At 65.5% G+C, this 25,076-nt stretch carries 26 protein-coding genes and 1 pseudogene; 26 read left to right on the forward strand and 1 reads right to left on the reverse strand.

The genetic code is table 11. The annotated features are described in order from the left end of the window. Positions 1 to 32 precede the first annotated feature (32 nt). The 3 genes from H4W01_RS12010 to H4W01_RS12020 all read left to right on the forward strand — a co-directional run bounded on the left by H4W01_RS12010 (position 33) and on the right by H4W01_RS12020 (position 6,672). Complete coding sequence (locus tag H4W01_RS12010) at positions 33 to 4,376, forward strand: strawberry notch-like NTP hydrolase domain-containing protein (protein WP_209611192.1); 4,344 nt, start codon at positions 33 to 35, stop codon at positions 4,374 to 4,376. Continuing rightward, a complete protein-coding gene (locus tag H4W01_RS12015; RefSeq protein ID WP_209611194.1) occupies positions 4,376 to 5,422 on the forward strand; it encodes a DUF7146 domain-containing protein in 1,047 nt (348 codons plus the stop codon). Before H4W01_RS12010 ends, H4W01_RS12015 begins: the two co-directional genes overlap by 1 nt. Before the next feature lie 314 nt (positions 5,423 to 5,736). Beyond that, positions 5,737 to 6,672: a DUF2493 domain-containing protein gene (locus tag H4W01_RS12020; RefSeq protein WP_209611196.1), complete on the forward strand. Its 936-nt coding sequence runs from the start codon at positions 5,737 to 5,739 to the stop codon at positions 6,670 to 6,672. Between the two features lie 9 nt (positions 6,673 to 6,681). Here the strand turns inward: H4W01_RS12020 and H4W01_RS12025 are convergent, their stop codons facing one another. Continuing rightward, a complete protein-coding gene (locus tag H4W01_RS12025; RefSeq protein WP_209611198.1) occupies positions 6,682 to 7,242 on the reverse strand; it encodes a flavin reductase family protein in 561 nt (186 codons plus the stop codon). A 333-nt stretch (positions 7,243 to 7,575) separates the two neighbouring features. Between H4W01_RS12025 and H4W01_RS12030 the strand changes: the two genes are divergently transcribed. From H4W01_RS12030 to trbJ, 23 genes and pseudogenes are all read left to right on the forward strand, one after another. After that, on the forward strand, positions 7,576 to 7,743 hold the full coding sequence (locus tag H4W01_RS12030; protein ID WP_191969507.1) for a hypothetical protein: 168 nt from the start codon (positions 7,576 to 7,578) through the stop codon (positions 7,741 to 7,743). 89 nt (positions 7,744 to 7,832) lie between these two features. Next, positions 7,833 to 8,330 (forward strand): hypothetical protein, encoded by a 498-nt coding sequence (locus tag H4W01_RS12035; protein WP_443024797.1) that lies wholly within the window; start codon positions 7,833 to 7,835, stop codon positions 8,328 to 8,330. A 573-nt stretch (positions 8,331 to 8,903) separates the two neighbouring features. After that, positions 8,904 to 9,230, forward strand: a complete 327-nt coding sequence (locus tag H4W01_RS12040; protein WP_209611200.1) for a DUF736 domain-containing protein — start codon at positions 8,904 to 8,906, stop codon at positions 9,228 to 9,230. Positions 9,231 to 9,418: 188 nt separating this feature from the next. Beyond that, complete coding sequence (locus H4W01_RS12045) at positions 9,419 to 9,664, forward strand: helix-turn-helix domain-containing protein (RefSeq protein WP_108609052.1); 246 nt, start codon at positions 9,419 to 9,421, stop codon at positions 9,662 to 9,664. A gap of 123 nt (positions 9,665 to 9,787) precedes the next feature. Further along, positions 9,788 to 10,054 (forward strand): DNA -binding domain-containing protein, encoded by a 267-nt coding sequence (locus tag H4W01_RS12050; RefSeq protein WP_209611202.1) that lies wholly within the window; start codon positions 9,788 to 9,790, stop codon positions 10,052 to 10,054. A gap of 117 nt (positions 10,055 to 10,171) precedes the next feature. After that, positions 10,172 to 10,465, forward strand: coding sequence for a transcriptional regulator domain-containing protein (locus H4W01_RS22835; RefSeq protein ID WP_334685251.1), 294 nt, complete (start codon positions 10,172 to 10,174; stop codon positions 10,463 to 10,465). Between the two features lie 154 nt (positions 10,466 to 10,619). Then, complete coding sequence (locus H4W01_RS22840; RefSeq protein WP_334685252.1) at positions 10,620 to 10,916, forward strand: DUF2285 domain-containing protein; 297 nt, start codon at positions 10,620 to 10,622, stop codon at positions 10,914 to 10,916. A 140-nt stretch (positions 10,917 to 11,056) separates the two neighbouring features. Then, positions 11,057 to 11,338 (forward strand): helix-turn-helix transcriptional regulator, encoded by a 282-nt coding sequence (locus tag H4W01_RS12060; RefSeq protein ID WP_209611206.1) that lies wholly within the window; start codon positions 11,057 to 11,059, stop codon positions 11,336 to 11,338. A 19-nt stretch (positions 11,339 to 11,357) separates the two neighbouring features. Further along, positions 11,358 to 12,173, forward strand: a pseudogene (locus tag H4W01_RS12065) (replication initiator protein A); the annotation flags it as partial. Between the two features lie 305 nt (positions 12,174 to 12,478). After that, positions 12,479 to 13,117, forward strand: a complete 639-nt coding sequence (parA, locus tag H4W01_RS12070; RefSeq protein ID WP_209611210.1) for a ParA family partition ATPase — start codon at positions 12,479 to 12,481, stop codon at positions 13,115 to 13,117. Further along, positions 13,114 to 13,368, forward strand: coding sequence for a hypothetical protein (locus tag H4W01_RS12075; protein ID WP_209611212.1), 255 nt, complete (start codon positions 13,114 to 13,116; stop codon positions 13,366 to 13,368). Before parA ends, H4W01_RS12075 begins: the two co-directional genes overlap by 4 nt. After that, complete coding sequence (locus H4W01_RS12080) at positions 13,365 to 13,883, forward strand: DUF2840 domain-containing protein (protein ID WP_209611214.1); 519 nt, start codon at positions 13,365 to 13,367, stop codon at positions 13,881 to 13,883. Before H4W01_RS12075 ends, H4W01_RS12080 begins: the two co-directional genes overlap by 4 nt. After that, positions 13,880 to 14,425, forward strand: coding sequence for a S26 family signal peptidase (locus H4W01_RS12085; RefSeq protein ID WP_209611216.1), 546 nt, complete (start codon positions 13,880 to 13,882; stop codon positions 14,423 to 14,425). Before H4W01_RS12080 ends, H4W01_RS12085 begins: the two co-directional genes overlap by 4 nt. A gap of 47 nt (positions 14,426 to 14,472) precedes the next feature. Next, on the forward strand, positions 14,473 to 14,808 hold the full coding sequence (locus tag H4W01_RS12090; RefSeq protein ID WP_209611218.1) for a DUF736 domain-containing protein: 336 nt from the start codon (positions 14,473 to 14,475) through the stop codon (positions 14,806 to 14,808). A gap of 34 nt (positions 14,809 to 14,842) precedes the next feature. Further along, positions 14,843 to 15,589: a lytic transglycosylase domain-containing protein gene (locus H4W01_RS12095; protein WP_334685253.1), complete on the forward strand. Its 747-nt coding sequence runs from the start codon at positions 14,843 to 14,845 to the stop codon at positions 15,587 to 15,589. A 247-nt stretch (positions 15,590 to 15,836) separates the two neighbouring features. Then, positions 15,837 to 17,594 carry a relaxase/mobilization nuclease domain-containing protein gene (locus H4W01_RS12100; RefSeq protein ID WP_209611222.1) on the forward strand — a complete coding sequence of 586 codons (1,758 nt, stop codon included), beginning with the start codon at positions 15,837 to 15,839 and terminating at the stop codon, positions 17,592 to 17,594. Positions 17,595 to 17,624: 30 nt separating this feature from the next. After that, complete coding sequence (locus tag H4W01_RS12105; RefSeq protein ID WP_209611224.1) at positions 17,625 to 19,616, forward strand: conjugal transfer protein TraG; 1,992 nt, start codon at positions 17,625 to 17,627, stop codon at positions 19,614 to 19,616. Positions 19,617 to 19,624: 8 nt separating this feature from the next. Further along, positions 19,625 to 20,065 (forward strand): ribbon-helix-helix protein, CopG family, encoded by a 441-nt coding sequence (locus H4W01_RS12110; RefSeq protein WP_209611226.1) that lies wholly within the window; start codon positions 19,625 to 19,627, stop codon positions 20,063 to 20,065. 217 nt (positions 20,066 to 20,282) lie between these two features. Next, positions 20,283 to 21,218 (forward strand): P-type conjugative transfer ATPase TrbB, encoded by a 936-nt coding sequence (gene trbB / locus H4W01_RS12115; RefSeq protein ID WP_334685254.1) that lies wholly within the window; start codon positions 20,283 to 20,285, stop codon positions 21,216 to 21,218. Next, the gene (locus H4W01_RS12120) at positions 21,215 to 21,547 is read left to right on the forward strand and encodes a TrbC/VirB2 family protein (protein ID WP_108609066.1); all 333 of its coding nucleotides are present in this window, start codon (positions 21,215 to 21,217) and stop codon (positions 21,545 to 21,547) included. The genes trbB and H4W01_RS12120 overlap by 4 nt, the downstream gene beginning before the upstream one ends. Further along, on the forward strand, positions 21,547 to 21,828 hold the full coding sequence (locus H4W01_RS12125; protein WP_209611228.1) for a VirB3 family type IV secretion system protein: 282 nt from the start codon (positions 21,547 to 21,549) through the stop codon (positions 21,826 to 21,828). The genes H4W01_RS12120 and H4W01_RS12125 overlap by 1 nt, the downstream gene beginning before the upstream one ends. Positions 21,829 to 21,840: 12 nt before the next feature. Further along, entirely contained in the window at positions 21,841 to 24,309 is a 2,469-nt protein-coding gene (trbE, locus tag H4W01_RS12130; protein ID WP_209611230.1) for a conjugal transfer protein TrbE, read from the forward strand. Further along, a complete protein-coding gene (gene trbJ / locus H4W01_RS12135) occupies positions 24,306 to 25,070 on the forward strand; it encodes a P-type conjugative transfer protein TrbJ (protein WP_209611232.1) in 765 nt (254 codons plus the stop codon). Before trbE ends, trbJ begins: the two co-directional genes overlap by 4 nt. The last annotated feature ends 6 nt before the right edge of the window (positions 25,071 to 25,076 follow it).

Genomic DNA, 25,076 nt, shown 5'->3' on the forward strand with positions numbered 1-25,076 from the left:
TTCATCCCGATCCGCTCTCCGAGGTTCTTCCCATGACAATGATCCCTGCATCCGCGGCAGCTCCGCTGGCCGCGCCGCTTCCCCACGTCCCCGATCCTTCTGCCGCGATTTTCCAGGCCGCGCGGCTACTGCTTCCCCATCTCGAACACGGTCAGCGCATCGATGCGCCGATCCTGCGCGCCGCCATGGAAGCGGCGTTTGGCGCCTCCGACACGACGGGCGCCTGGGACTGGAAGTCCGCCCACGACGCCTGCGAAGTCGCGACGGTCCTCTTCCTCCGCAAATACGGAAACGCGCTTTCCCGCAAAGCCGGGTCTCCGGCTGCGGCCCTGCCGATGCTGTCGAAGGTCGCCAACCTTCTCCCCACGCACACACGGCGATCGGAGGAAAGCCAGTCCTTCCAGCAGTTCTCGACGCCGCTTCCGCTCGGCGTCGCCGCGCTGACCGCTGCGGCTATCACGCCTGCCGATCGTGTGCTGGAGCCGTCCGCCGGCACTGGCCTTCTCGCTGTCCTGGCGGAGATCGCCGGCGGCGCGCTCATGCTGAACGAGCTGGCCGGCACCCGGGCCGATCTTCTGTCCCACCTCTTTCCGGCCATTCCCGTCACCCGCTTCGACGCGGCCCAGATCGACGATCATCTCGACGCGCGCATCGTGCCGAGCGTCATCCTGATGAACCCGCCGTTCTCCGTGATGGCGAACGTCAGGGGCCGGATGGCTGACGCCGCCCATCGCCATGTCGCCTCGGCGCTGGCGCGCCTGGCCGACGGCGGGCGCCTGGTGACGATCACCGGGGCCAGCTTCGCGCCTGATGCGCCGGCATGGCGCGATGCCTTCGTTCGCCTGCAGGAGCACGGCCGGGTCGTCTTCACCGCCGCGATCGACGGCGCGGTCTATGCCAAGCACGGCACGACCATCGACACCCGCCTGACCGTCATCGACAAGGCGCCGGCCGATGATGCGGCGGCATTCCCGGCTTCGGCTGGCGTCGCGCCAGATGTCGCGACGCTCATCGCCTGGATCGGCGAACACGTCCCAGCGCGGCAGCCCATCGATCCCGCCGTGACCGTCGCCATGGCTTCGCCCGCGCCGCCGCCCCGGACCGTTCGCGGCTATGTCGCCCGCGCCGCCTCATCGCCGACCCGTGCCGTCCCCGAGCCCGAGGGCGTCGAACTCGCCTACGACGCCGTGGACTGGACGCCAGCCGAAGACGGCCGGATCACCGACGCCATCTATGAAGAGTACGAATTGCAGGCGATCCGTATTCCCGGCGCTCAGGCTCACCCGACCAAACTCGTACAGTCGGTGGCGATGGCCTCGGTCGCACCGCCCAAGCCGAGCTATCGGCCCCGGCTGCCCGCCAACATCGTCACCGACGGGCTTCTCTCCGACGCCCAGCTCGAAACTGTCATCTACGCCGGCGAGGCGCATTCCGACTTCCTCGCCGGATCATGGACGCTCGACGACACCTTCAACGTCGTCTCGGCTGCGCCGGACGATGCGCCGAACGCCGTGCGCTTCCGCCGGGGCTTCATGCTTGGCGACGGCACTGGCGCCGGCAAGGGTCGCCAGTCGGCCGGCATCATCCTCGACAATTGGATGCAGGGCCGTCGCAAGGCGGTGTGGATCTCCAAATCCGACAAGCTGCTGGAGGACGCCCAGCGTGACTGGTCGGCGCTCGGCATGGAGCGGCTGCTGGTCACACCGCTGTCGCGCTTCCCGCAGGGCAAGGAGATCACACTCTCGCAAGCCATCCTATTCACCACCTATGCCACGCTACGGTCCGACGACCGAGGTGAGAGGCTTTCCCGCGTCAAGCAGATCGTCGAATGGTTGGGCTCCGACTTCGATGGAGTGATCATCTTCGACGAAAGCCACGCCATGCAAAACGCCGCTGGCGGCAAGGGCGAACGCGGCGACGTCGCCGCCTCGCAGCAGGGCCGTGCGGGCCTCCGGCTCCAGCATGCCCTGCCGAACGCGCGCGTCGTCTATGTGTCAGCGACCGGCGCGACCACCGTTCACAACCTCGCCTACGCCCAACGGCTCGGCCTCTGGGGCGGCGAGGACTTCCCGTTCTCGACCCGCGCCGAATTCGTCGAGGCGATCGAGGACGGCGGCGTCGCAGCGATGGAAGTGCTGGCCCGCGACCTGCGCTCGCTCGGCCTCTACACGGCCCGGTCGCTTTCTTATGACGGCGTCGAATACGAACTGGTCGAGCATCAGCTCACGCCCGAGCAGATCGGCATCTACGACGCCTATGCCGGGGCCTTCGCCGTCATCCATAACAATCTCGACGCCGCGATGCAGGCCGCCAACATCACCGGCGACGGCGGCACGTTGAACCGCCAGGCCAAGTCCGCCGCCCGTTCGGCCTTCGAATCCGCCAAGCAGCGGTTCTTCGGCCATCTGCTGACCTCGATGAAGACGCCGACCTTGATCCGCTCGATCGAGCAGGCCCTGGTCGATGGCCACGCTGCCGTAATCCAGATCGTGTCGACCGGCGAAGCCTTGATGGAACGCCGGCTCGCGGAGATCCCGACGGAGGAATGGAACGACGTCCGGGTGGACATCACCCCGCGTGAGTACGTTCTGGATTATCTCGCCCATTCCTTCCCGGTCCAGCTTTATGAGCCGTTCACCGACAGCGAGGGCAACCTGTCGTCGCGGCCCGTGTTTCGCGACGGCCAACCGGTCGAGAGTCGCGACGCCGTTGTCCGTCGTGACCGTCTGATCGAGAGGCTTGCATCATTGCCGCCGGTCCCCGGCGCGCTCGACCAGATCGTCCAGCGCTTCGGAACCGATGTCGTGGCCGAGGTGACGGGACGTTCGCGCCGCATCGTCCGCAAGACCAGCCCCGGCGACATCGATCGCCTCGCCGTGGAGAACCGCGCCGGGTCGGCCAATCTGGCCGAAACGCAAGCCTTCATGGATGATCAGAAGCGCATTTTGATCTTCTCTGACGCGGGCGGCACCGGGCGCAGCTACCATGCCGACCTGTCGGCGCGGAACCAGCGGCTCCGCGTCCACTATCTGCTGGAGCCGGGCTGGAAGGCCGACGCCGCCATTCAGGGCCTGGGCCGCACGAACCGGACCAACCAGGCGCAGCCGCCGCTGTTCCGGCCGATCTCGACCGACGTGAAGGCCGAGAAGCGGTTCTTGTCGACGATCGCCCGCAGGCTCGACACGCTGGGCGCGATCACACGCGGCCAGCGCCAGACCGGAGGCCAGGGCCTGTTCCGGCCAGAAGACAATCTGGAGAGCCACTACGCCCGCGATGCCCTGCGGCAGCTCTACCTGATGCTGGTGCGCGGCAAGGTCGACGGCTGCTCGCTCCAGATGTTCGAGGACGCCACCGGCCTCTCACTGACGGATTCCACCGGCATCAAGGACGAGCTGCCGCCGATCACCACCTTCCTCAACCGGTTGCTGGCGCTGACCATCGAGCTCCAGGGCGTCCTGTTCACGGCGTTCGAGCGGCTGCTGAACGCCAAGATCGAAGGCGCTATCGCTTCCGGCAGCTACGACGTCGGGCTGGAGACGCTGCAGGCCGAGAGCTTCATCGTTACCGATCGCCGGACGATCCATGTCCATCCGGGCACCGGGGCCGAAGCCCGGCTGCTGACCATTACCCAGCGCCAGCGCAACCGTCCCGTGACGCTGGCCGAGGCGCTGGACCATCTCGATGACCCGGGCGCGAGGCTGCTGATCAACGAGCGCTCGGGCCGCGCCGCCGTGCAGATACCGACCACCAGCATCATGCTGGACGATGGCGAGATCGAACGGCGCTTGCGGCTGATCCGGCCGATGGAGGCGCACAACATCCCCATCAAGATGTTGGACGAGACCCATTGGGTGCAGGCGGAGCGGGTCGCCTTCACAGCGGCGTGGGATGCCGAGGCCGCCGAGGTGCCGGAGTATGCCGACAGCACCATCCATGTCGTCAGCGGGCTCTTGCTGCCGATCTGGAAGCGGCTGCCGAACGAGTCGACGCGGGTCTATCGACTCCAGACCGACGACGGCGAGCGCATCGTTGGCCGTCGCGTCTCCCCCGCATGGGTGGCCGGCGCACTCGCCAACAGCACATCGACCCTGACGCCCGACGACGCCTTCATGGCGCTGATGGACGGCAAGACCATCCTCGATCTGAGCGATGGCCTTCAGCTTCGCCGCGTCCGGGTCATGGGCGCCAACCGCATCGAGCTGTCGGGCTTTACCGACGCCATGCGCGACCGCCTGCGCGCCTATGGCCTGTTTCACGAGATCATCTCATGGAAGCTGCGGATGTTTGTGCCGACAGATGCGACCGGCGCTGCGATCCTGGCCAAGGTGCTGGAACGCTATCCGGTCGAGCGCATCGGCGAGCGGGAGGCGGCGTGATGGCGCGTCAGGACGCTTCCGATCTGGCGATCCGTCTCGGCCGACAGGCCGAGGTGGTGTGCCGTCATTATCTCAAGGCCGGTCATCGCGAGGGTCGCTACTGGCTGGTCGGCGATGTGCGCAATACGCCGGGCCGCTCGATGTTCGTGCGGCTGAAGGGCGGCGAAACCGGCAAGGGCGCGGCTGGCAAATGGACGGACGCTGCCACCGGCGAGCATGGCGATCTGCTCGACGTCATCCGCGAAAGCTGCGGCCTCGTCGACTTCAAGGACGTCGTCGATGAGGCGCGGACCTTCCTGTCGATGCCACATCCCGAACCGGACCGTCCGCATGATGGCGAGCGCAAGTCACCGGCGCCGACCGGATCACCGGAAGCGGCACGGCGGCTCTTCGCCATGGCGCAGCCGATCTCTGGCACGCTCGTAAAGACGTATCTCCGCACACGCGGCATTACGGATTTCCACGGAACCGGAAGCCTGCGCTTTCATCCGCGCTGCTACTATCGGCCTGACGAGCACTCCCCGACCGAAACCTGGCCGGCGATGATCGCATCGGTCACCGATCTCGACGGGCATCAGACCGGCGCGCACCGCACCTGGCTCGCTCCCGACGGCTCGGACAAGGCACCGATCGACACGCCGAGACGAGCGATAGGCGACCTCCTGGGACATGCCGTTCGCTTTGGCATAGCTGGCGACGTGATGGCGGCGGGCGAAGGCATCGAGACGATGCTGTCGCTCAGGATGGCGTTGCCCACCATGCCCATGGCGGCGGCGCTCTCGGCGGCGCATCTCTCGGCCATCCTGTTCCCCGACACGCTGCGCCGGCTCTACATCGCCCGCGACAATGATCCGGCCGGCGACGGTGCGATGACAACCTTGATCGAACGGGCGAACGCGGCCGGGATCGAGGCGGTCGTGGTGTCTCCGAACCTGGGCGACTTCAACGAGGATCTCCGCCTGGCAGGTCTGGACAGCCTCCGGGCAGCGGCACGGGTGCAGATCGCGCCCCAGGACGTCGCACGCTTCATGGCGCTGGCGGCATAGGCCGCGAGGAGAAAGCAGACGGCGGGAGCGCCGTCGTCGGCATCGCTCGGATGACCCCGAGGTCGGAGAGAACCGCGCCCCGGCCTTCGAGAGGGCGATCGGCCAGCAAACGGGCCGGACCCACAATGCCTGCGGCGGACTATTTTCCGGCGCGGCCGAGGGCCGCTTTCCATCGCGAAGCAAAATAGCCCGCCTTCGCCATCCTCCGCTGCGCTCCGGCCCTCCGCTTCGCTGCGGATGCAGGTCCGGCCCGCCCGCCGGCTTTCGTCGCCATGAAGGCCGCGAGGGTCGCGGTCGAACCGACGGAGCATCCCATGAGCGAACACGACGACCACGAACCGCATCACGCCTCTTCCCCCACCGACCATGTCCTCAGCGAACTCCAGCTTTACGGCTATCGTCCCTTCACGGATGAACCCGATCCCCGGCCACTTCCGGAGGGCGACCACGTCGCCGGCGCCATCGCCGACATCTTCGGCGCCCTGATCGTCACCTTGGAGGACACCCGCCTCGAGCCCGACCTCGACGATCTCCTCTGGTCGACCGTCAACCTCTTCCACCGGGCCACCGACCGGATCGAGCGCGAGCTGGACGACAATGAGCAGGCGCAGCGCCGCGGCCAGCGTGAACAGGACGGCAGCGAGGTGAAGGCCGTCGAGCTGGAACGCCTGACGGCCGAGGGCCAGACCATGATCGAGCGTCGCAACGCCTTCGAGCTGATGCGGGACCAGGCCGCCGAACACTATGAGCGCCACACCGGCTCGAACTGGCGACCGCGCAGCGGATCGATGGTCAACCATCGCAACCTGACCTCGGCGATGATCGACAGCCGCGACTTCCTCGCCGCCAAGAAGCGGGCGGACAATCAGGTGCTGCTACCCGCCGGTCCGAAGATCGCCTTTACCGGCGGGCTCGATTTCAACGATCACCGCCTGATCTGGGCCAAGCTCGATCAGGTCCACGCCAAGCACCCCGACATGGTGCTGCTGCACGGCAAGTCGCCGAAGGGCGCCGAGAAGATCGCGGCCAAATGGGCCGACACCCGCAAGGTGCCGCAGGTCGGCTTCGCTCCCGACTGGACGAAACACGCCAAGGCCGCACCGTTCAAGCGCAACGATCAGATGCTGGACGTCCTGCCGATCGGCGTCATCGTCTTCCCCGGCACCGGCATTCAGGACAACCTCGCCGACAAGGCGAGGAAGCTCGGCATCCCGCTGTACGATTTCCGCCAGAAAGGAGGCGGCGCGTGAGCGCTGCCTTCACAGCATCTCAGGTCGAAACAGCGATCTGCGGCTGATGATCTTGCCGGACACCACGAACACGCCTTCGCCGGTATAGTGCAACGTCTCGGGATGTTTTGGCGACGTGGCGACATGCGCTTTCACCACCTCGAAGATGAAGAAATTGTACTTGTCGACCAGTGCATCGTCATGAAGGCGGCATTCGAAGCTGGCATGGCATTCGCCGATCAACGGCGCATCGACCTTGCTCGCGTCTTGCGCCGTGAGATTGAATTTAGCGAACTTGTCGATTTCGGCTCCTGACGTGTTGCCGATCCCGACCACGGTATCGGTCAGCGCCGTCGTTGGCAGGTTGATCACGCATTCCCGGCTCTTGCGGATCATGCTGTGGCTGTGATTGCCGCCGGAGATCATCAGGCCGACAAGCGACGGCGAGAATTCCAGGATCGTGTGCCAGCCCAGCGTCATGATGTTGGTCGCGCCCTGCCACTTCGACGACACCAGGACGATCGGGCCGGGCTCGAGATAGCGCCGCAACTGGCTGACGAGGAAATCGGTCCTCTCGGGAAGCTTCGGCATGGGCGTTCTCTTCGACTGTTGCGCCTTGCATGACCATACTCGGCCATGGCGGCAGCATCACGACCGGCAGCACGGCGACGATGCTTTGGCGCGAAAGCATTGAATGGGCGTTCCATCGTGGCTCCGGTCATGGCGGAAAACCATCTCCCGCTTCCATTGCGCTAATCCTTGGTCCAGCCGCTGGCCTGACGCCATCAACCCGTAAAGGGTCGGCTATGCGAGCATGCCGCCGCTCCAGCTTCGCCTGCGCGGTGATTGCGGCCCTCGGCCGGACACATCGGGCGCCTGTCGCGCGGGAGATGGTCTCCCGCCTCCAAGACAGGAGCCGGTCCGATGTCCCTCAAGCAAGCTCACGCCTTCGCCTTCAGCCTCGCCACCACCCTCATGGTCTCGATCGTTATCTTCCAGGCCGGCGATGGCACCATGGGCGTCATGCCCGCCGGCGAATATGACGGCGAAGCCGCCGCCATCGTTCACGAAGTCGATCCCTTTGCCCGCTAATCGCGGGCAAGGCGTCTCGGCCGCATGCGGAAATCCTACGGATTTCCGCTGCCGTCCCGCCTTCTCTTCGGCTATACTAGCGACGCGCCGTGGTGGTGGTGGTGGAGGCGCAACCGTCAGACCTTTATCTCGCGGAGAACACCACCATGATCTTCATCGGCATCCTCGTCAGCATCGCCGCCATTGGCGGACTATGCTGGCTCTTGTTCACCCTGGCTGTCTTCGCGTTGCCGTTCTTCGCGGGCGTTAGCGCCGGGACATGGGCCTATCAGACCGGTGCCGGCTGGCTCGGCGCGATCATCGTCGGCCTCGTCGCCGCCGCACTGACCCTGGGGCTCGGGCAGTTCCTGCTAGCCTTCATCCGTCCGCTCTGGATGCGCCTTGCGATCGCACTCGCCTTCGTCGCGCCCGCAGCGCTCGCCGGCTACCACGCGACGCATGGCATCGTGAAACACACCATGCCGTCCGCCACTTGGCAGATCATCTTCTCCGTCGTCGGCGCAGTCGCCGTTGGCATCACGGCGTTGGTCCGGGTAACAGCGATGGCCGCGCCCGGGCCAACCGGGCAGAACGTCGCGCGCGCCTGACATCGTTGCCCGGCGGCGGCAGGACGGTGGGTTGATGTCTTACGTGTCGCGCTCCTCATCGACAGGGTCGTTTGCAATCGCGTTGATCGGATCGACGGCTGACCCAACCGATGCGCCATCCGCGATGAAGGTGCTGGGGCTGTGCCTTGACAGTGTTCCCGACGGTGCGAGTGCCGAGAGGGGGCGATCTCGCGAGCGGTAGGCACGAGACGGCGGGACGTAACGTCTGACGGAGCAGGTTGAAACGCGGTGTCGTCGTCGTCACGGTCACGTCGGTCCGGGGTGGTCGCCACGTTCTCCTGTGATGCGTCTCTGTCAGGTCGACCGCTCCAAAACGGCCTCTTCAATGGGCTGATCTGGCCGAAGGTCGGCTACGCCTCGATCGCCTATGCCGCAACAGCGCCGTCGAAACTTTCTTCCCCTGCCGGCTGCGCCGTCATTCCTCGCGAGTCAAGAAAGCCCCTCCTTTGCTGTCAGGCCCCTGCGGGGTGCGCCGTCAATCGCCTCCGACCTCTCGATCGCCATCGAGGCCGCAATGGTGCGGGCTCGGATCAGAGTTCAAGGAGAAATACCATGGCGACCATCGGCACCTTCAAGAAGACCGGCAACAACGACTTCACCGGCGAAATCGTCACCCTCAGCGTCCAGACCAAGAACGTGCGCATCGTCCCCGAGGCCCGCGCCACCGGCGAGAACGCCCCCAGCCACCGCGTCTTCGTCGGCCGCGCCGAGATCGGCGCCGCCTGGTCCAAGACCTCCAACGAGGGGCGCGCCTATCTGGGCCTGAAGCTCGACGATCCCAGCTTCAACTCTCCGATCTACGCCAACCTCTTCGACGACGAGGAAGGCGAAGGCTTCAGCCTCATCTGGTCCCGCCCGAACCGCCGCAACGGCGACTGAGGTCGGCGCGACGCCCCGTCCGGACAATCCGGGCGGGGCCAAACGCCCGGGGCGACCGAATCAGTTGCCGCCAAAAGGCGTGGGTTTCGGATTTCAAAGGCAGTAATGGGTAGCGTCAGCCACCTAGAACGACTATTATAGTCGTAGTTCTGGCGTGCGCGTTCGTGTCGGTGGGAGGTGATCAATGCATGATCACCGCCCAACAATCGCGGGCTGCACGCGCGTTGCTCGGATGGAACCAGGAGACGCTCGCTGACAAGGCCCAGGTATCGCTGACCGCGCTGAAACGCCTCGAATCCTTAAGCGGTCTCGAGGTGTATGAGACCACGCGCGATCAGGTCCGGCGGGCGCTTGAAAGCCACGGCATCCTCCTCCTGACCACCGACCAGGGTGAAGGAGTAATGGTGGTCCGTGGAAAAACCAACAAGCGATAGAGCCCCTTCGACCATTGGCTCGCCCTGGCGTTGTCACTGGCGGCGCTGGTTGGGCTGCGGTGCAACCGGCGAATGGTTAACAAATCCCTCCGGAATGGATAAGAATGATTCTTGGGGACGGTTGTGACCAAGACAGACTTTTTAGATGAACCACCAGAGAGCGCGGTGCTCACGACCTATGATCGCGAGCACATGAAGCTCTATCTGCGCCTGCTCGACGCGGCGACGGACGGCGCGGACTGGCGCGAAGCCGTCCATATTCTCTTCGGTCTCGATCCCGAATGCGACCCTGACCGGGCCCGGCGCGTCCACGATACCCATCTCGCCCGCGCCCGCTGGATGACAACCCACGGCTACCGCGAACTCGTGCGTGAAGGCCATCGCCACTGAGGCGGTGATGCCGTGGCGGCAACACCCGTTGCCGGTCCAGGGACTTCCTTTCAGTCACTCAACTCGGAATCGTATCCAGCTCAAAGCGCACGATTAACGCGAGCGAGGAGGATTTCGATGTCGCCCGACACATCCCGGTGGCGATCGTCATCAGGTTACGATTACGTCGACCAGCTCACTGCCCCCGATATCGGTTGGGAATGGTTGCGTCGGAACGAGGATTATCAGCGCGATTACGCCGAACTTCTCGAGTCACCATCGCCGATCGAACGCGTCGGTACACGGTGGGGGCTGCGATTTCCCTGTCGCCCCAGCTCTCAAGTCCACCGAGGCGCAGGTGTTCTGGCTTCCGGAGGAAGATACCGGATCGGTTATACTGACGCCGGCGCCAGCATCCATCGCTGCGGATAGCACGCCCCTCCGACAGATATCGCCCGAACACGGCCCTCATGTCCTGCATGAATTGGGAAACGGCCAGCGCCTGCACCTGGCGCTTCCCGCTGACGGATCTGCAGAGCCGCCGCTCGTAGCGGTGATCCCGCTTGGCATGGAGGGGTTCGATCGCATGGAAGCCGTCGCTCGGCTGCTCGCCTCCCTTCACGGCCGCGCCATTCCACCCGATACGCGCCTCACGCGTCAGCAACTGGCCCGCGCGCGGCGCATGCTGCAAGCGGTCGATGGACATCGCGCCGGAGCAACCCAGCAGGAGATCGCCGAGGTGATCCTGCGCATCGGCAAACTCACCCGTGACGAATGGCAGGCCGCCTCCGCCCGCCACGTCGTGGCCGACCTCCTCGCGGATGCCCGCGCCATGATCGCGGGCGGCTATCGCAAACTGCTTCGTCATCGCCGCCGATCCTAGCCGGATCGCATGCTGCTGACGGTGTGGGAATTTAATACCCCCCAAAAACCCGCTGCAACTCGCCGGTTTCCCTTCGCCATCGTGGCCTTCGTCAGCCGCTGAACGCCAGCGGCCCCCACGGACACCACGGAGGCCCGATCATGACACCCAATCTCAGCGCATTGCCGCCGCGTTTTCTACGCACCAAGGAAGCCGCGCACTTCGTGGGCCTGTCGGCCCGCACGCTGGAGAAGCACCGCACCTACGGGACCGGCCCCTCCTATCGCAAGCTCGGCGGCCGTGTCGTCTACGCGGTCGATGATCTGCAGGCCTGGACGGAACGCGGTGCGGTCACCTCGACCTCCGATCCGCGCGGCACTGTGCTGCCTGCAAAACGCCAAGAGACCGCGCCGTCCGCGCACGCCGGCCGCTTCGCGCGCTGACCGCTCGGGCTTCCCTTCAATGACGGCGCGACATCGCCCGATCTCGGAGCGCGGACAGCTCGATCTGTTCCACGCGCTCCCCGGCGACTTCGCGCCGCGCGACGCGCAGGATCTCATGGCCTATCCGTTCTTCTCCCTCTCCAAATCCCATCGAACGGCGCCGATCGACTTCGTCGCCGGCGACGTGTCGATCCGTGTCGAGGCAGTGCCCGATCATGGCATGGCCACGATCTGGGACGCCGACATCCTGATATGGGCGGCAAGTCAGATCGTCGAGGCACGCGACGCCGGCTTGCGCACCTCACGCCTGATGGCCGCGACGCCCTACGAGATCTTGAACTTCATCGGCCGCGGCGTCGGCCTGCGCGACTACCAGCGGCTGAAGGCCGCCCTCGATCGGCTCCAGTCGACGACTATCGCCACCTCGATCCGCCAGCCGACCGAGGGTCGCCGGCATCGCTTCTCCTGGATCAACGAATGGCAGGAGCGCACCGATCGCAACGGCAGACCGGCTGGTATCGAGCTGATCGTTCCTGACTGGTTCTATCGCGCCGTCCTCGACGATGCGCTCGTGCTTACCATCGATCGGGCCTATTTCGATCTTACCGGTGGCCTTGACCGCTGGCTCTACCGTCTGGTGCGCAAACACGGCGGCAAGCAGCGCAACGGTTGGCGCTTCGATTTCCGGCATCTCTACCAGAAATCCGGCAGCCTTTCCCCGTTCAAGCGCTTCGCCTTCGAGCTGCGCGACATCATCCGCCGCCAGCCGCTGCCTGGCTACACGCTGTTCATCGAGGTCGAAATCGGCGGCCGCGTGCTGCTGGCCTTCGAACCATCAGTGTCCTGTGGACAAGCTGTGGATAGCCTCGTGCTATCGGGAACCCGGACTATCGTGCCATCGGGAACCACAGGCTCGTGCTATCAGGAACCCAAACAGGGGTTAAATCCTGGAAAACAAAGCCGGAATCGCGCCCTTAACTTAGAGTCTAACCCAGAATCTAACTTTAGAAGACACGCGCGCGATGTGGAAAACATCGCCGCCCGTCCCGAAAAGACAACCGGGACGCCGCCGAAAGGCACCCGCACCGATACTTCTAGCACGTCGCGACTCCCTCTCGATCGAGCATCGGGAGAGTCGGAATGATCGTCGCGCTCCTCAATCAGAAAGGCGGCGTCGGCAAGACGACGCTGGCCCTGCATCTCGCCGGCGAATGGGCCGCCAGGGGGAAGCGCGTCACGCTGATCGACGCGGATCCACAAGGCTCCGCGCTGGATTGGTCGCAGCAGCGGGCTCGCGAACCGCTTCCGAGGCTATTCGGCGTCGTCGGTCTGGCCCGCGACACGCTGCATCGCGAGGCGCCGGAGTTGGCGCGCGACGCAGATCACATCGTCATCGACGGTCCGCCGCGTGTCGCCGGGCTGATGCGCTCGGCGCTGCTCGCCGCCGACGTGGTGCTAATCCCCGTGCAGCCCTCGCCGTTCGACGGCTGGGCCTCGGCCGAGATGCTATCGCTGCTCGGCGAGGCGCGCATCTATCGCCCGCAGCTCATCGCCCGCTTCGTGTTGAATCGCTGTGGCGCGCGCACGGTGATCGCCCGCGCGACGGCCGAGACCCTTGCCGATTACGACCCGCCGGTGCTCGCCGCCACCGTCGGCCAGCGCGTTGCCTTCGCGGACGCCGCGCAAACTGGCCGCCTCGTTTCCGAAGTGGATGAGGACAGCCCCGCCGCCCGTGAGATCGCCGCGTTCTGCACCGAGGTCGGGAGGATCGCGCCATGAACGAGCGGTCCCCGAAGCGCAGTTTCGCCGCACGCCCCACCGATCCCGAGAGCTGGATCAAGGCATCCGACACGCCCTCAGCGCGCGGATCGGCTGAGGGCGGTTACAGCGCCCGGCTGACCATCGACGTCACATCGGACCTACGCGGCCGCATCAAGATCGCCGCGTTTCAGCGCGGCGTCACCGTCGCCGACATGTTGCGCGAGTTGCTCGCGCGCGAATTTCCCACCATCGAGGGAGACCCGTCATGACCGGCATCGCGGCCCCCCGCGTGCGCGGCAGCGCTGCGCCGACCACTCCCCCTCCGTCCACAACGCTGGTCGAGCTGACCTGGATCGAGAAGACGATCGAGAACTGGATCCGCTTCGGCCGCGACATCTCCGAGCAGATCCTCGATCGCCGTCGCCGTGTCATGGGCTTTGCGCCGAACAGCACTTTCGCCTTCGTCCGCTGGGCGGCGAACGACTTCGGAACGGTTATCTCGCGCATCGACATCGTGCGCGCGGTCGGCGCCGGCGAGCCGTTCCAGACGCTGCCCTTCGTCCGACCCGGCGGCGACCTCCTGCTGAAGATCGAAGGCTGGCCAAAGGTCGAGCGCGTGCTGCAGGCAATCGATGCCATCGAGGCGATCGGCGTCGATCCGGTCGATGTTTCGCCCAATCACTGGCGGCACCTCCACAATCGCCTGACCGCCGGCGAGGAGCCGCGCGCCTACAGCCTCAACCAGCATCGTGCCTTCCTCCTGCGTCGGAGGGCCGAGCCATGAGCCGCTTCGGCTACGTCATGGCGACGTATTTCGCAACGATGAGCGTCGTCATGGCAGCCGTTCTGCCACTGCCGCTCAAGCTCATCTGGAACGCCTCAGCGAGCGCGCCGATCGGCCTCTACGCGATCGATTCCGATGATCTGCCCGAGGTCACCGATCTTGTCGCCGTCGATGCGCCCGAGCCGCTCGCGACCTTCCTGGCCGATCGCGGTTATCTGCCGCGCGGCGTACCGCTGATGAAGCGCGTTGCCGGTGTCGCCGGGCAACGCGTCTGCCGCACCGGCCGCATCATTTCGGTCGACGGCATCGGCATGGCCGAGGCGCTCGATAGCGATCGATCGGGCCGCGCCTTGCCGAGTTGGCAAGGCTGCCGGCTGCTGGGAGCAGGCGAGATCTTCCTGATGAACTGGCAGGTCCGCGACAGCCTCGACGGCCGCTACTTCGGCCCTGTCTCGACCGACACGGTCATCGGCCGGGCGACGCCTCTCTACACCGATGAAGACGGCAACGGCCGCTTCGAATGGCGCGCACCGACGCGGTGAAGCGCGCGTCCATCCCGTCCTCCACCGCACAACAAAGGAGCCTTCCCATGCCTCAGATCGGAGAATTCACGCGCACGAAGTCGGGCTATTCCGGCCGTATCCGCACCCTCTTGCTTGACGTCGAACTGACGGTCGTACCGGCCGAACCGTCCGACGCCGAGAACGCACCCGACTATCGCATCCACCTTCGCGATGAGGACGGACCGGAGGTCGGCGCCGGTTGGAAACGCACCGGCGAACGGGCGGGTGACTACGTCTCGTTGCAGCTCGACGATCCTGTCTTCGCGCAGCCGATCCGCGCCAACCTGTTCCAATCGGGCGACGACAAGACCGCCTGGGGCCTGCACTGGAACCGTCCGCCGAAGCGCGGCGACCGGGATTGAGCCGATGTATTGGCCATCCCCATCACGCCGCGGAGTGACCGCTGCCGGGCGTCATCGTGCCGCTCGGCATGCAGGCTTCCTTCTCCTTTCCGGCCTGCTTTTTGTCGGCGCACCACCGGCCGTCACGCTGGCGCAGAGCACGCCGGTCGAACGCCCGGCTCCAGTCGATCCCTATGCCGCTCACATCGCGGAGGCCGCACGGCGTTTCGGCATTCCGGCAGCCTGGATCCGGGCGGTGATGCGTGTCGAGAGCGCCAACGACGTGCGCGCCGTCTCACCAAAAGGCGCGATCGGTTTGATGCAGATCATGCCCGAAACATGGACGGCTTTGCGTGCCCGTTACACCCTCGGCACGGACCCGTTCAACGCGCGCGACAACATCCTGGCCGGCGCGGCGTACCTACGCGAAATGCACGATCGATACGGCTCTCCCGGTTTTCTCGCCGCCTACAATGCGGGACCCGGTCGATATGAGGACTATCTCGCCGGACGTCCCCTGCCGGCGGAGACCCGCGCCTATGTGGCCGCGCTCCGCCCTATCTTCGGCGGCGGTGAAATGACCGCTCCGGCAACCGTTGTTGCCGCCGCCGATTCGCAAGCCTGGACCAGAGCGCCGCTGTTCGTCGCGCAACCCGAGCGCACAACGGCTGTCGATCCTGCGCAGCGTAACGACACTCCGGACACGGCCGTGAGAGCAACGCCTATGCGCGATGTCGCGGCCATCGTCCCACAATCGGCCGCCCTATTCGTCGCTCGAAATCAGGTGGGAGAGCGGCAATGACAGCATTCGCATTCTGGCGCGACGTAGCGGGCCTCCGGTCAGGTTGGGCGGGAGGATGGGACTGGCAGAGAAACACGACCAACAGACGGCGAGATAAAAGCGCATGCCCGAAACGCTGTAAGCCTCTGAAGAGGCTTGCGTTTTGGCGTGCATGGCGGTCGGTCGCGGGCATGAAGCCCGGTTTTGTTGAGGAATTTCAAGGCTTCTGTATGCACGGGTCTGGATGGCCGCTGTCCGGAGGCTCGCTATGAGCGAGGGAGACAGCGATTTTCAGGTTCGGCCTGGCCGCATCAAAACCACACGCGCCCCGAAGGCGAAGAGCTTCCTCAACCAGGTGCTGCGGGCCGCGAAGAAGGCAGGCCATACCGGCGCGCCGGCTTCAGGCAGGCGCGCGTCCAGTTATGGCCGCTCGACCTTTGGCCGGGGGCGCGGCAGTTTCAGCCGCAGCCGCCTGTTCTCATCGACGCGCCGCGTCGTCATCAAGGCGCGCGTCGTGCGTCATCAGGGCCGGTCCTTTCGTTCCGCGCCGCTGTCGGCTCATCTGTCCTACCTGAAACGCGACGGCGTCAACCGGGACGGAGAGAAGGGCGTCATGTTCGACGCCGGCTTCGATCGCACCGAGGACCTCGCCTTTGCCGACCGGTGCAAGGACGACCGCCACCACTTCCGCTTCATCGTCTCGCCAGAGGACGCCGGCGAGATGACCGACCTCAAGGCCTTCACACGCGATCTGGCGAGCCAGATGGAAGCCGATCTGGGGACACGGCTCGATTGGGTCGCCGTCGATCACTGGAACACCGACAATCCGCACGTCCACCTGCTCGTACGCGGTGTGGATGAGACCGGCGCCGATCTCGTGATCTCGCGCGACTATATCAGCCGCGGGCTTCGGTCCCGCGCCGAGGATTTGGTGGCGATCGAGCTTGGCCCAAAACCCGAGCACGAAATCCGTAGCGCCCTGGAGAACGAAGTCACCGCGGAACGGTGGACCCGTCTCGATGTCGAGATCCGGGGCCATGCCGACGACGTCGGCGCCATCGACTTGCGCCCCGACCCCAGCGGTGCGGCCAACCCGGAGATCCGCCGCCTGATGATCGGCCGTCTTCAGCATCTGGAGAAGATGGGGCTCGCCACCTCGACTGGCTCCGGGGAGTGGATGGTCGGCATGGAAGCCGAACGCCATCTTCGCGACCTCGGCATGCGCGGTGACGTCATCAAGACCATGCACCGCGCCTTCACCGAGCGCGGCCAGGATCGGAGCGTCGCCGACTATGTCATCGACGGCGGGGCCGGCTCGCCCATCATCGGGCGTCTGGTCGACAAAGGTCTCCACGACGAGCTCACCGGCGAAGCCTATGCCGTGATCGACGGCGCCGACGGCCGCGCCCACCATGTCCGCTTTCACGGCATCGAAGCCTTTGAGCATGCGCCGCCTGCGGGTGGCATTGTCGAGGTCCGGCGGTTTGGAGGGGCGGAGGACCAGCGGCCAACGCTCGTGCTCGCCACCCGGTCTGATCTCGATCTGCGCAGCCAGATCACCGCGCCCGGCGCCACCTGGCTCGACCATCGTCTCGTGGAGCGTGAGCAGATGCCCCTCTCGATGGGTGGATTCGGACGCGAGGCGCGCGACGCCATGCAGGCCCGCGCCGAACATCTCGCTGACGAAGGGCTCGGTCGCCGCCAGGGCCAGCGCATCATGCTCCAGCGCGACCTCCTCAACACGCTGCGCCGCCGCGAGCTGGACGCCGTGGGCGAGAAGCTGTCGGCCGAGACGGGCCTGCCGCATGTGAAGGCCGCGGCCGGCGAGCATGTCTCAGGCACCTATCGCCAGCGCCTGACGCTCTCCTCGGGTCGCTTCGCCATGATCGACAACGGGCTCGGATTCCAGCTCGTGCCCTGGGCGCGCGAGATCGAACGCAAGCTCGGCCAGCACATCGCCGGCGTCGCCCGCGATGGCGGCGGCATCGAGTGGAGCCTTGGGCGCAAGCGCGACCTCGGCCTTTAGCCACGAACAAGAAGAAAAGGAGCAACGCCTATGTCCGCGACCAAAATCCTCTGGGGCCAGATCATCATTGTGTTCCTGATCGTCCTGATCACGACGTGGGGGGCGACGCAGTATGTCGCCTGGCAGCTCGGATTCCAGGCCCAGCTCGGAGCGCCCTGGTTCAGGCTTGCCGGCATTCCGGTCTATTTCCCGCCGGCCTTCTTCGCCTGGTGGTTCTCCTATGACGCCTATGCTCCGGAGATCTTCACGCACGGCGCCTTCATCGCCGCGTCAGGCGGCTTCATCTCGATCGCGGTCGCGATCGGGATGTCGGTGTGGCGGGCGCGGGAGGCCAAGAATGTCGAGACCTACGGTTCGGCGCGCTGGGCTGCGAAGGAAGAGGTGAAGGCGGCCGGGCTGCTCGGCCCGGATGGCGTGGTGCTTGGCAAACTGGAACGCGACTATCTCCGACATGATGGGCCCGAACATGTGCTGTGCTTCGCGCCGACGCGCTCCGGCAAGGGCGTCGGCCTGGTCGTGCCCACTCTGCTGACCTGGCCGGGCTCAGCCATCGTCCATGACATCAAGGGAGAGAACTGGCAGCTCACCGCCGGCTTCCGGGCCAAGCATGGCCGCGTGTTGCTGTTCGATCCGACCAACCCAAAATCCGCCGCGTACAATCCGCTGCTCGAGGTCCGCCGTGGCGACTGGGAGGTCCGCGACGTCCAGAACGTCGCCGACGTGCTGGTCGACCCGGAGGGCTCGCTCGACAAGCGCAATCACTGGGAGAAGACCAGCCATTCGCTGCTGGTCGGCGCGATCCTGCATGTCCTCTACGCCGAGACCGACAAGACGCTCGCCGGCGTCGCCGGCTTTCTCTCGGATCCGAAGCGGCCGATCGAGACGACATTGAAGGCGATGATGACGACGCCGCATCTCGGCGAAGCCGGGCCGCATCCTGTGGTCGCGTCCACCGCGCGCGAGCTGCTGAACAAATCCGACAACGAGCGCTCCGGTGTACTCTCCACCGCCATGTCGTTTCTCGGGCTCTATCGCGATCCCGTCGTCGCCCAGGTGACGCGGCGCTGCGATTGGCGCATCGCCGACCTGATCGCCGATCCACGTCCGGCGACGCTCTACCTCGTGGTGCCGCCATCCGACATCTCCCGCACCAAGCCGCTCATCCGTCTTGTGCTGAACCAGATCGGCCGCCGTCTGACCGAGGATCTGCACGCCAAGGAGCGCAAGCATCGCGTGCTGATGATGCTCGACGAGTTTCCTGCACTCGGTCGCCTCGACTTCTTCGAGTCCGCACTCGCCTTCATGGCAGGTTATGGCATCAAGAGCTTTTTGATCGCGCAGTCGCTGAACCAGATCGAGAAGGCTTACGGGGCGAACAACTCGATCCTCGACAACTGCCATGTCCGAGTCAGCTTCGCGACCAACGACGAGCGGACGGCGAAGCGCGTCTCCGATGCGCTCGGCACGGCTACCGAGATGAAGGCGATGAAGAACTATGCCGGGCACCGGCTTTCACCTTGGCTCGGCCATCTCATGGTTTCGCGCTCCGAAACTGCTCGCCCGCTGATGACCCCAGGCGAGGTGATGCAGCTTCCGCCGACCGAAGAAATTGTCATGATCGCTGGAACCGCGCCGATCCGCGCGCAAAAGGCTCGCTATTATGAGGACGCCCGCTTCAAGGAGCGCGTGCTGTCGCCGCCCGATCCGGAGAAGTCCGGGCGAACGTCCCGCGCGGACGGATGGTCGGCTCTTGTCCCCCAGAAGCCAGATGCAGTGCTATTGGCCGAGATGGAAAAGTCGGAGGGCGACCCGGCCAATAGCGGCCTGCGCCGCGAACCCGAGCTTCCCGACCATGTCGCTATCGTCAAGGAGACGACCGACCAAGCTCCAGCGGAGGAATTCGCGGCTCTGCTCGACGAGGAGCCGGAAGATGTTGCGCGCCAGCGTCAGGCGTTGCGTCGCCAGATGACTGGAGTGGCGCGCCAGGTCTCCCTCGACCCCAATGACGGCATGGACCTGTAGGAGTCGCCATGAAAGACCGCCTGAACCTCACCTTGCCCGTCGAGATGATATCCCGGATCAACGAGCTTTCGGAGCGCAAGAAGATACCGCGATCGGCCATCGTCGAGGCGGCCGTGGCGTCGTTCCTGTCTCCCGACGCCGCCGATCGACGCGAAGCCGCATTCACCCGCCGGATGGATCGGCTCTCGCGCCAGGCACAACGCATCGAGCGCGATCTCGGTGTGACGGCCGAAACGCTGGCACTGTTCGTGCGCTTCTGGCTGACGATCACCCCGCCATTGCCGGGAGATGCGCAAGCAACTGCGCAGATCAAGGGGCGCGAGCGATTTGAGGGTTTCGTCGAGACGCTCGGCAAAAGGCTCCAGAAGGGGCAGAGCTTTCTGCGCGAAATACCGGACGATGTTGCCGGAAGGTCTCGCGACGAGGATTCGCCACCAGAGGACCGATAATCCCTGTCAGCAGCCAATAAGGTCGGAGCTGATTCCGCCGTTCTCCTGTATTTGCACGCTAGACTACTACGACTATCTAATCTTGTTGAACGGGCCTGATTTCTGGCTCTTTTAATCATCCCCGATGAGGGTCGCTTGCGTAGCGCGCCCGCGAAAGAACGGGGACGACGTGGCGACAACTCAACAGAAATCCGAAGCGATCATACGGAGTGCGCGCATGTTGCGCACAGCTCTTGGCCCCGCCATCGCTCGGTTCCTGGAAGACCCCGCGATCGTCGAGGTGATGCTCAACCCTGACGGGCGGCTCTGGATCGACCGCCTTTCCGAAGGACTTTCCGATACGGGCGAGCGGCTCTCCGCCGCCGACGGCGAACGGATCGTGCGCTTGGTCGCGCACCATGTCGGCGCCGAAGTGCATTCCGGCGCACCGCGTGTGTCCGCCGAACTGCCCGAGACGGGTGAGCGGTTCGAAGGGCTTCTCCCGCCTGTTGTTGCATCCCCTGCGTTCGCGATCCGAAAACCTGCGGTCGCCGTCTTCACTCTCGACGACTACGTCGCCGCTGGCATCATGACGGCCGCGCAAGCCGAGGCGCTGCGCGAGGCCGTGGCCTCCCGGCAGAACATTCTCGTGGCCGGTGGCACCTCGACTGGCAAGACAACGCTCACCAATGCGCTCTTGGCCGAAGTCGCGAAAACGGACGATCGCGTCGTCCTGATCGAGGATACGCGCGAGCTGCAATGCGCAGCACCCAATCTCGTTGCGCTGCGTACCAAAGACGGCGTCGTCTCGCTGTCCGATCTGGTGCGCTCCAGCTTACGCCTTCGCCCCGATCGCATCCCAATCGGCGAGGTCCGCGGCGCTGAAGCCCTCGACCTTCTGAAAGCCTGGGGCACCGGGCATCCGGGCGGCATCGGCACCATCCACGCCGGCACCGCGATCGGCGCGGTGCGCCGCCTCGAACAACTCATCCAGGAAGCCGTCGTCACCGTCCCACGCGCGCTGATCGCCGAGACCATCGACCTCGTCGCCGTGCTGTCCGGTCGCGGAGCTCAACGACGTCTTGCCGAACTCGCCCGGGTCCATGGGCTCGGCCCAACCGGCGACTACGCCATTACCCACGCAGCATCCAAATCATCGGGAGACCCAACATGATCCGTCAATCACTCCGCATACGCCGTCATATCGCAACAGTGGCATCCGTCACCTTGCTGTCGATTGCGCTGGCACCGGCCGCCTACGCGTCAGGCTCGTCCATGCCGTGGGAGCAGCCGCTCCAGCAGATCCTTCAGTCAATCGAAGGTCCAGTCGCCAAGATAATCGCGGTGATCGTCATCATCGTCACCGGCCTGACCTTGGCCTTCGGTGACAGTTCTGGCGGCTTCCGTCGCCTGATCCAGATCGTCTTCGGCCTGTCGATCGCGTTTGCGGCTAGCTCGTTCTTTCTCTCGTTCTTCTCGTTCGGCGGCGGAGCGCTCGTCTGATGGCGGGCGTGGCCGACCATGCCCGCGAGGTGCCGGGCTACAGCGTGCCCGTCCACCGGGCGCTGACCGAGCACATCCTGCTCGGCGGCGCCCCGCGCTCGATCGCCATCCTCAACGGCACGCTGGCGGCGGCGCTTGGCCTCGGCCTTCGCCTCTGGCTGGTCGGCCTCGGCCTTTGGGCCATTGGCCACTTCGCCGCCGTGTGGGCCGCCAAGCGCGATCCACAATTCGTCGATGTGGTGCGCCGCCATCTGCGCATCCCCGGCCATCTGTCAGTCTGAGGAGCAGCATCGATGTTGAACCTCGCCGAATATCGCAATCGCAACACCCGGCTGGCCGACTTCCTGCCTTGGGTCGCTCTGGTGGGCGAAGCCGTCGTCCTTAACAAGGACGGCTCGTTCCAGCGCACGGCCCGCTTCCGCGGCCCCGATATGGATTCCGCCGTGCCGGCTGAGTTGGTCGCCGTCGCCGGCCGCCTCAACAACGCCTTCCGGCGTCTCGGCTCCGGCTGGTCGATCTTCGTCGAGGCGCAGCGGCATGCCGCCGCGACCTATCCTTCCAGCACTTTCCCCGATTCAGCGTCGGGTCTGCTTGATGCCGAGCGAAAAGCCGATTTCGAGGAGGCGGGCACGCATTTCGAGTCCAGCTACTTCCTCACCTTCTTCTATCTTCCGCCGGCCGAGGACGCCGCACGCACCGAAGCGTGGCTCTATGAGGGCCGAGAACAATCCGGCGTCGATGCCCATGAGATCCTGCGCGCCTTCATCGACCGCACCGATCGCGTGCTGCAGCTCGTCGAAGGTTTCATGCCCGAATGCGTCTGGCTCGATGACGGCGAGACGCTGACCTTCCTGCATTCCTGCGTCTCGACCAAACGCCACCGCGTCCGAGTGCCCGAGACGCCGATGTATCTTGATGCCCTGCTCGCCGACCAGGCGCTCACGGGCGGGCTGGAGCCAAGACTGGGAACGGCGCATCTGCGCATCCTCACCATCGTGGGCTTTCCAACGGCAACCACGCCTGGATTGCTCGACGATCTGAACCGGCTTGCCTTTCCCTATCGGTGGTCGACGCGCGCGATCCTGCTCGACAAGACCGATGCGACCAAGCTGCTGACGAAGATCCGGCGGCAATGGTTCGCCAAGCGCAAATCGATCGCCGCCATCCTGAAGGAGGTGATGACCAACGAAGCCTCGGCGCTCGTCGACACCGATGCCGCCAACAAGGCAGCCGACGCCGATCTGGCGCTTCAGGAACTCGGCGCCGATTATGCCGGCCAGGCCTATGTGACGGCGACGGTCACGGTCTGGGACGAGGATCCGCGCATCGCCGCCGAGAAGCTGCGGCTGGTCGAGAAAATCGTCCAGGGTCGCGACTTCACGGCGATGCCCGAGACCATCAACGCCGTCGATGCCTGGCTCGGCTCGCTGCCAGGCCACGTCTACGCCAATGTCCGGCAACCTCCGATCTCCACGCTCAATCTCGCCCACATGATCCCGCTCTCGGCGGTGTGGGCGGGGCCGGAACGGGATGTGCACTTCGGGTCGCCCCCCTTGCTCTACGGCAAGACCGAGGGAAGCACCCCGTTCCGGTTTTCCCTCCACGTCGGAGATGTCGGCCACACGCTCGTCGTCGGGCCGACCGGCGCTGGCAAGTCGGTGTTGCTGGCGCTGATGGCGTTGCAGTTCCGCCGTTATGCCGGCAGTCAGGTCTTCGCCTTCGACTTCGGCGGTTCGATCCGCGCCGCGGCGCTGGCGATGCGCGGCGACTGGCACGATCTCGGCGGCGGCCTGACCGAAGGATCAGACACCTCCGTCTCGCTCCAACCGCTGGCCGGGATCCACGAGGTTCAGGAGCGCGCCTGGGCCGCCGACTGGATCGTCGCGATCCTGATGCGCGAGGGCGTACCGATCACGCCCGACATCAAGGAGCATCTCTGGTCGGCGCTGACCTCATTGGCCTCCGCGCCCGTCGTTGAGCGCACCATCACCGGGCTCGCCGTCCTGCTGCAGTCGAACGACCTGAAACAGGCGCTGCGGCCCTATTGCGTCGGCGGCCCCTACGGCCGGCTGCTCGACGCCGAGGCCGAGTATCTGGGTGATGCATCAGTCCAGGCCTTCGAGACCGAGGGCCTGATCGGCACAGGCGCCGCCCCCGCCGTCCTCTCCTATCTGTTCCATCGCATCGAGGACCGGCTCGACGGCCGACCGACGCTGCTGATCGTCGATGAAGGCTGGCTCGCGCTCGACGACGAAGGCTTCGCCGGCCAGCTCCGCGAGTGGCTGAAGACGCTGCGCAAGAAGAACGCCAGCGTCATCTTCGCCACGCAGTCGCTGTCGGACATCGACAATTCCGCCATCGCGCCGGCGATCATCGAAAGTTGCCCGACCCGTCTGCTGCTGCCGAACGAACGGGCGATCGAGCCACAGATCACCGCGATCTATCGCCGCTTCGGCCTCAACGATCGCCAGATCGAGATTCTCGCCCGGGCCACGCCCAAGCGCGACTATTACTGCCAATCACGGCGCGGCAACCGACTGTTCGAACTCGGCCTTTCGGACGTCGCACTGGCACTCTGCGCCGCGTCCTCGAAGCAGCACCAGGCTCTGATCGCCGACGTGTTCGCCCGGTCCGGCCGTGACGGCTTCCTGCACGAGTGGCTCGCCGAATGCTCGCTCGGCTGGGCGTCGGATCTGATCGCCGATCTCACCAACGTCATTCCCCAGACCGCCATCCCCACCAGCCCGGAGGTATCGTCATGACCCGTTATCGCTCCCGCACGCGCGCCGCTCGGCTCGCCCTCTCTATCCTGGCGGCACCGTTGATGCTGTCGCCGCTGCTCACTTCGCCGGCGCACGCCATCATCGTCTACGATCCCACCAATTACGCGCAGAACGTTCTTCAGGCCGCCCGCGCGCTCGAGCAGATCAACAACCAGATCACCTCGTTGCAAAATCAGGCGACGATGTTGATCAACCAGGCCCGCAACCTCGCAAGTCTGCCGTTCTCCTCGCTTCAGCAGCTTCAGCAGTCTGTGCAGCGGACGCAACAGCTCCTCACCCAAGCGCAGAACATCGCCTACAGCGTCCAGGATATCGACAAGGCATTCCAGACCAAATACGGCAATATCTCGCTATCGACATCCGACCAGCAGCTTGTCGCTGACGCGCGCTCGCGCTGGCAGAACACGGTCGGCGGCCTGCAAGACTCCATGCGCGTCCAGGCCGGCGTCGTCGGCAACATCGACACCAACCGGACGCAGATGTCGGCGCTGGTCGGTCAAAGCCAGGGCGCGACCGGCGCCCTTCAGGCGACGCAGGCCGGCAACCAGCTCCTGGCGCTGCAGGCGCAGCAACTCGCCGACCTCACGGCCGTCGTCGCCGCCAATGGCCGGGCGCAGGCACTCCAGTCCGCCGAGCAAGCTACAGCGGCCGAACAAGGGCGCGAGCAGCGCCGTCGGTTCCTCACCCCCGGTTCGGGCTATCAGGCCGGCAACGCCCGGATGTTTCAGAGCGGCAACTGAGAGGCG

This window comes from Sphingomonas sp. PL20 (genome assembly GCF_017875905.1).
Classification (GTDB): Bacteria; Pseudomonadota; Alphaproteobacteria; order Sphingomonadales; family Sphingomonadaceae; genus Sphingomonas; species Sphingomonas echinoides.

What these genes read in the sequence shown, in the direction of transcription:
- H4W01_RS12010 (WP_209611192.1), top strand. Translation starts at nt 33, where the DNA reads ATGACAATGATCCCTGCATCCGCGGCAGCTCCGCTGGCCGCGCCGCTT.
- H4W01_RS12015 (WP_209611194.1), top strand. Translation starts at nt 4,376, where the DNA reads ATGGCGCGTCAGGACGCTTCCGATCTGGCGATCCGTCTCGGCCGACAG.
- H4W01_RS12020 (WP_209611196.1), top strand. Translation starts at nt 5,737, where the DNA reads ATGAGCGAACACGACGACCACGAACCGCATCACGCCTCTTCCCCCACC.
- H4W01_RS12025 (WP_209611198.1), bottom strand. Translation starts at nt 7,242, where the DNA reads ATGCCGAAGCTTCCCGAGAGGACCGATTTCCTCGTCAGCCAGTTGCGG.
- H4W01_RS12030 (WP_191969507.1), top strand. Translation starts at nt 7,576, where the DNA reads ATGTCCCTCAAGCAAGCTCACGCCTTCGCCTTCAGCCTCGCCACCACC.
- H4W01_RS12040 (WP_209611200.1), top strand. Translation starts at nt 8,904, where the DNA reads ATGGCGACCATCGGCACCTTCAAGAAGACCGGCAACAACGACTTCACC.
- H4W01_RS12045 (WP_108609052.1), top strand. Translation starts at nt 9,419, where the DNA reads ATGATCACCGCCCAACAATCGCGGGCTGCACGCGCGTTGCTCGGATGG.
- H4W01_RS22835 (WP_334685251.1), top strand. Translation starts at nt 10,172, where the DNA reads ATGTCGCCCGACACATCCCGGTGGCGATCGTCATCAGGTTACGATTAC.
- H4W01_RS22840 (WP_334685252.1), top strand. Translation starts at nt 10,620, where the DNA reads ATGGAAGCCGTCGCTCGGCTGCTCGCCTCCCTTCACGGCCGCGCCATT.
- H4W01_RS12060 (WP_209611206.1), top strand. Translation starts at nt 11,057, where the DNA reads ATGACACCCAATCTCAGCGCATTGCCGCCGCGTTTTCTACGCACCAAG.
- parA (WP_209611210.1), top strand. Translation starts at nt 12,479, where the DNA reads ATGATCGTCGCGCTCCTCAATCAGAAAGGCGGCGTCGGCAAGACGACG.
- H4W01_RS12075 (WP_209611212.1), top strand. Translation starts at nt 13,114, where the DNA reads ATGAACGAGCGGTCCCCGAAGCGCAGTTTCGCCGCACGCCCCACCGAT.
- H4W01_RS12080 (WP_209611214.1), top strand. Translation starts at nt 13,365, where the DNA reads ATGACCGGCATCGCGGCCCCCCGCGTGCGCGGCAGCGCTGCGCCGACC.
- H4W01_RS12085 (WP_209611216.1), top strand. Translation starts at nt 13,880, where the DNA reads ATGAGCCGCTTCGGCTACGTCATGGCGACGTATTTCGCAACGATGAGC.
- H4W01_RS12090 (WP_209611218.1), top strand. Translation starts at nt 14,473, where the DNA reads ATGCCTCAGATCGGAGAATTCACGCGCACGAAGTCGGGCTATTCCGGC.
- H4W01_RS12100 (WP_209611222.1), top strand. Translation starts at nt 15,837, where the DNA reads ATGAGCGAGGGAGACAGCGATTTTCAGGTTCGGCCTGGCCGCATCAAA.
- H4W01_RS12105 (WP_209611224.1), top strand. Translation starts at nt 17,625, where the DNA reads ATGTCCGCGACCAAAATCCTCTGGGGCCAGATCATCATTGTGTTCCTG.
- H4W01_RS12110 (WP_209611226.1), top strand. Translation starts at nt 19,625, where the DNA reads ATGAAAGACCGCCTGAACCTCACCTTGCCCGTCGAGATGATATCCCGG.
- trbB (WP_334685254.1), top strand. Translation starts at nt 20,283, where the DNA reads ATGTTGCGCACAGCTCTTGGCCCCGCCATCGCTCGGTTCCTGGAAGAC.
- H4W01_RS12120 (WP_108609066.1), top strand. Translation starts at nt 21,215, where the DNA reads ATGATCCGTCAATCACTCCGCATACGCCGTCATATCGCAACAGTGGCA.
- H4W01_RS12125 (WP_209611228.1), top strand. Translation starts at nt 21,547, where the DNA reads ATGGCGGGCGTGGCCGACCATGCCCGCGAGGTGCCGGGCTACAGCGTG.
- trbE (WP_209611230.1), top strand. Translation starts at nt 21,841, where the DNA reads ATGTTGAACCTCGCCGAATATCGCAATCGCAACACCCGGCTGGCCGAC.
- trbJ (WP_209611232.1), top strand. Translation starts at nt 24,306, where the DNA reads ATGACCCGTTATCGCTCCCGCACGCGCGCCGCTCGGCTCGCCCTCTCT.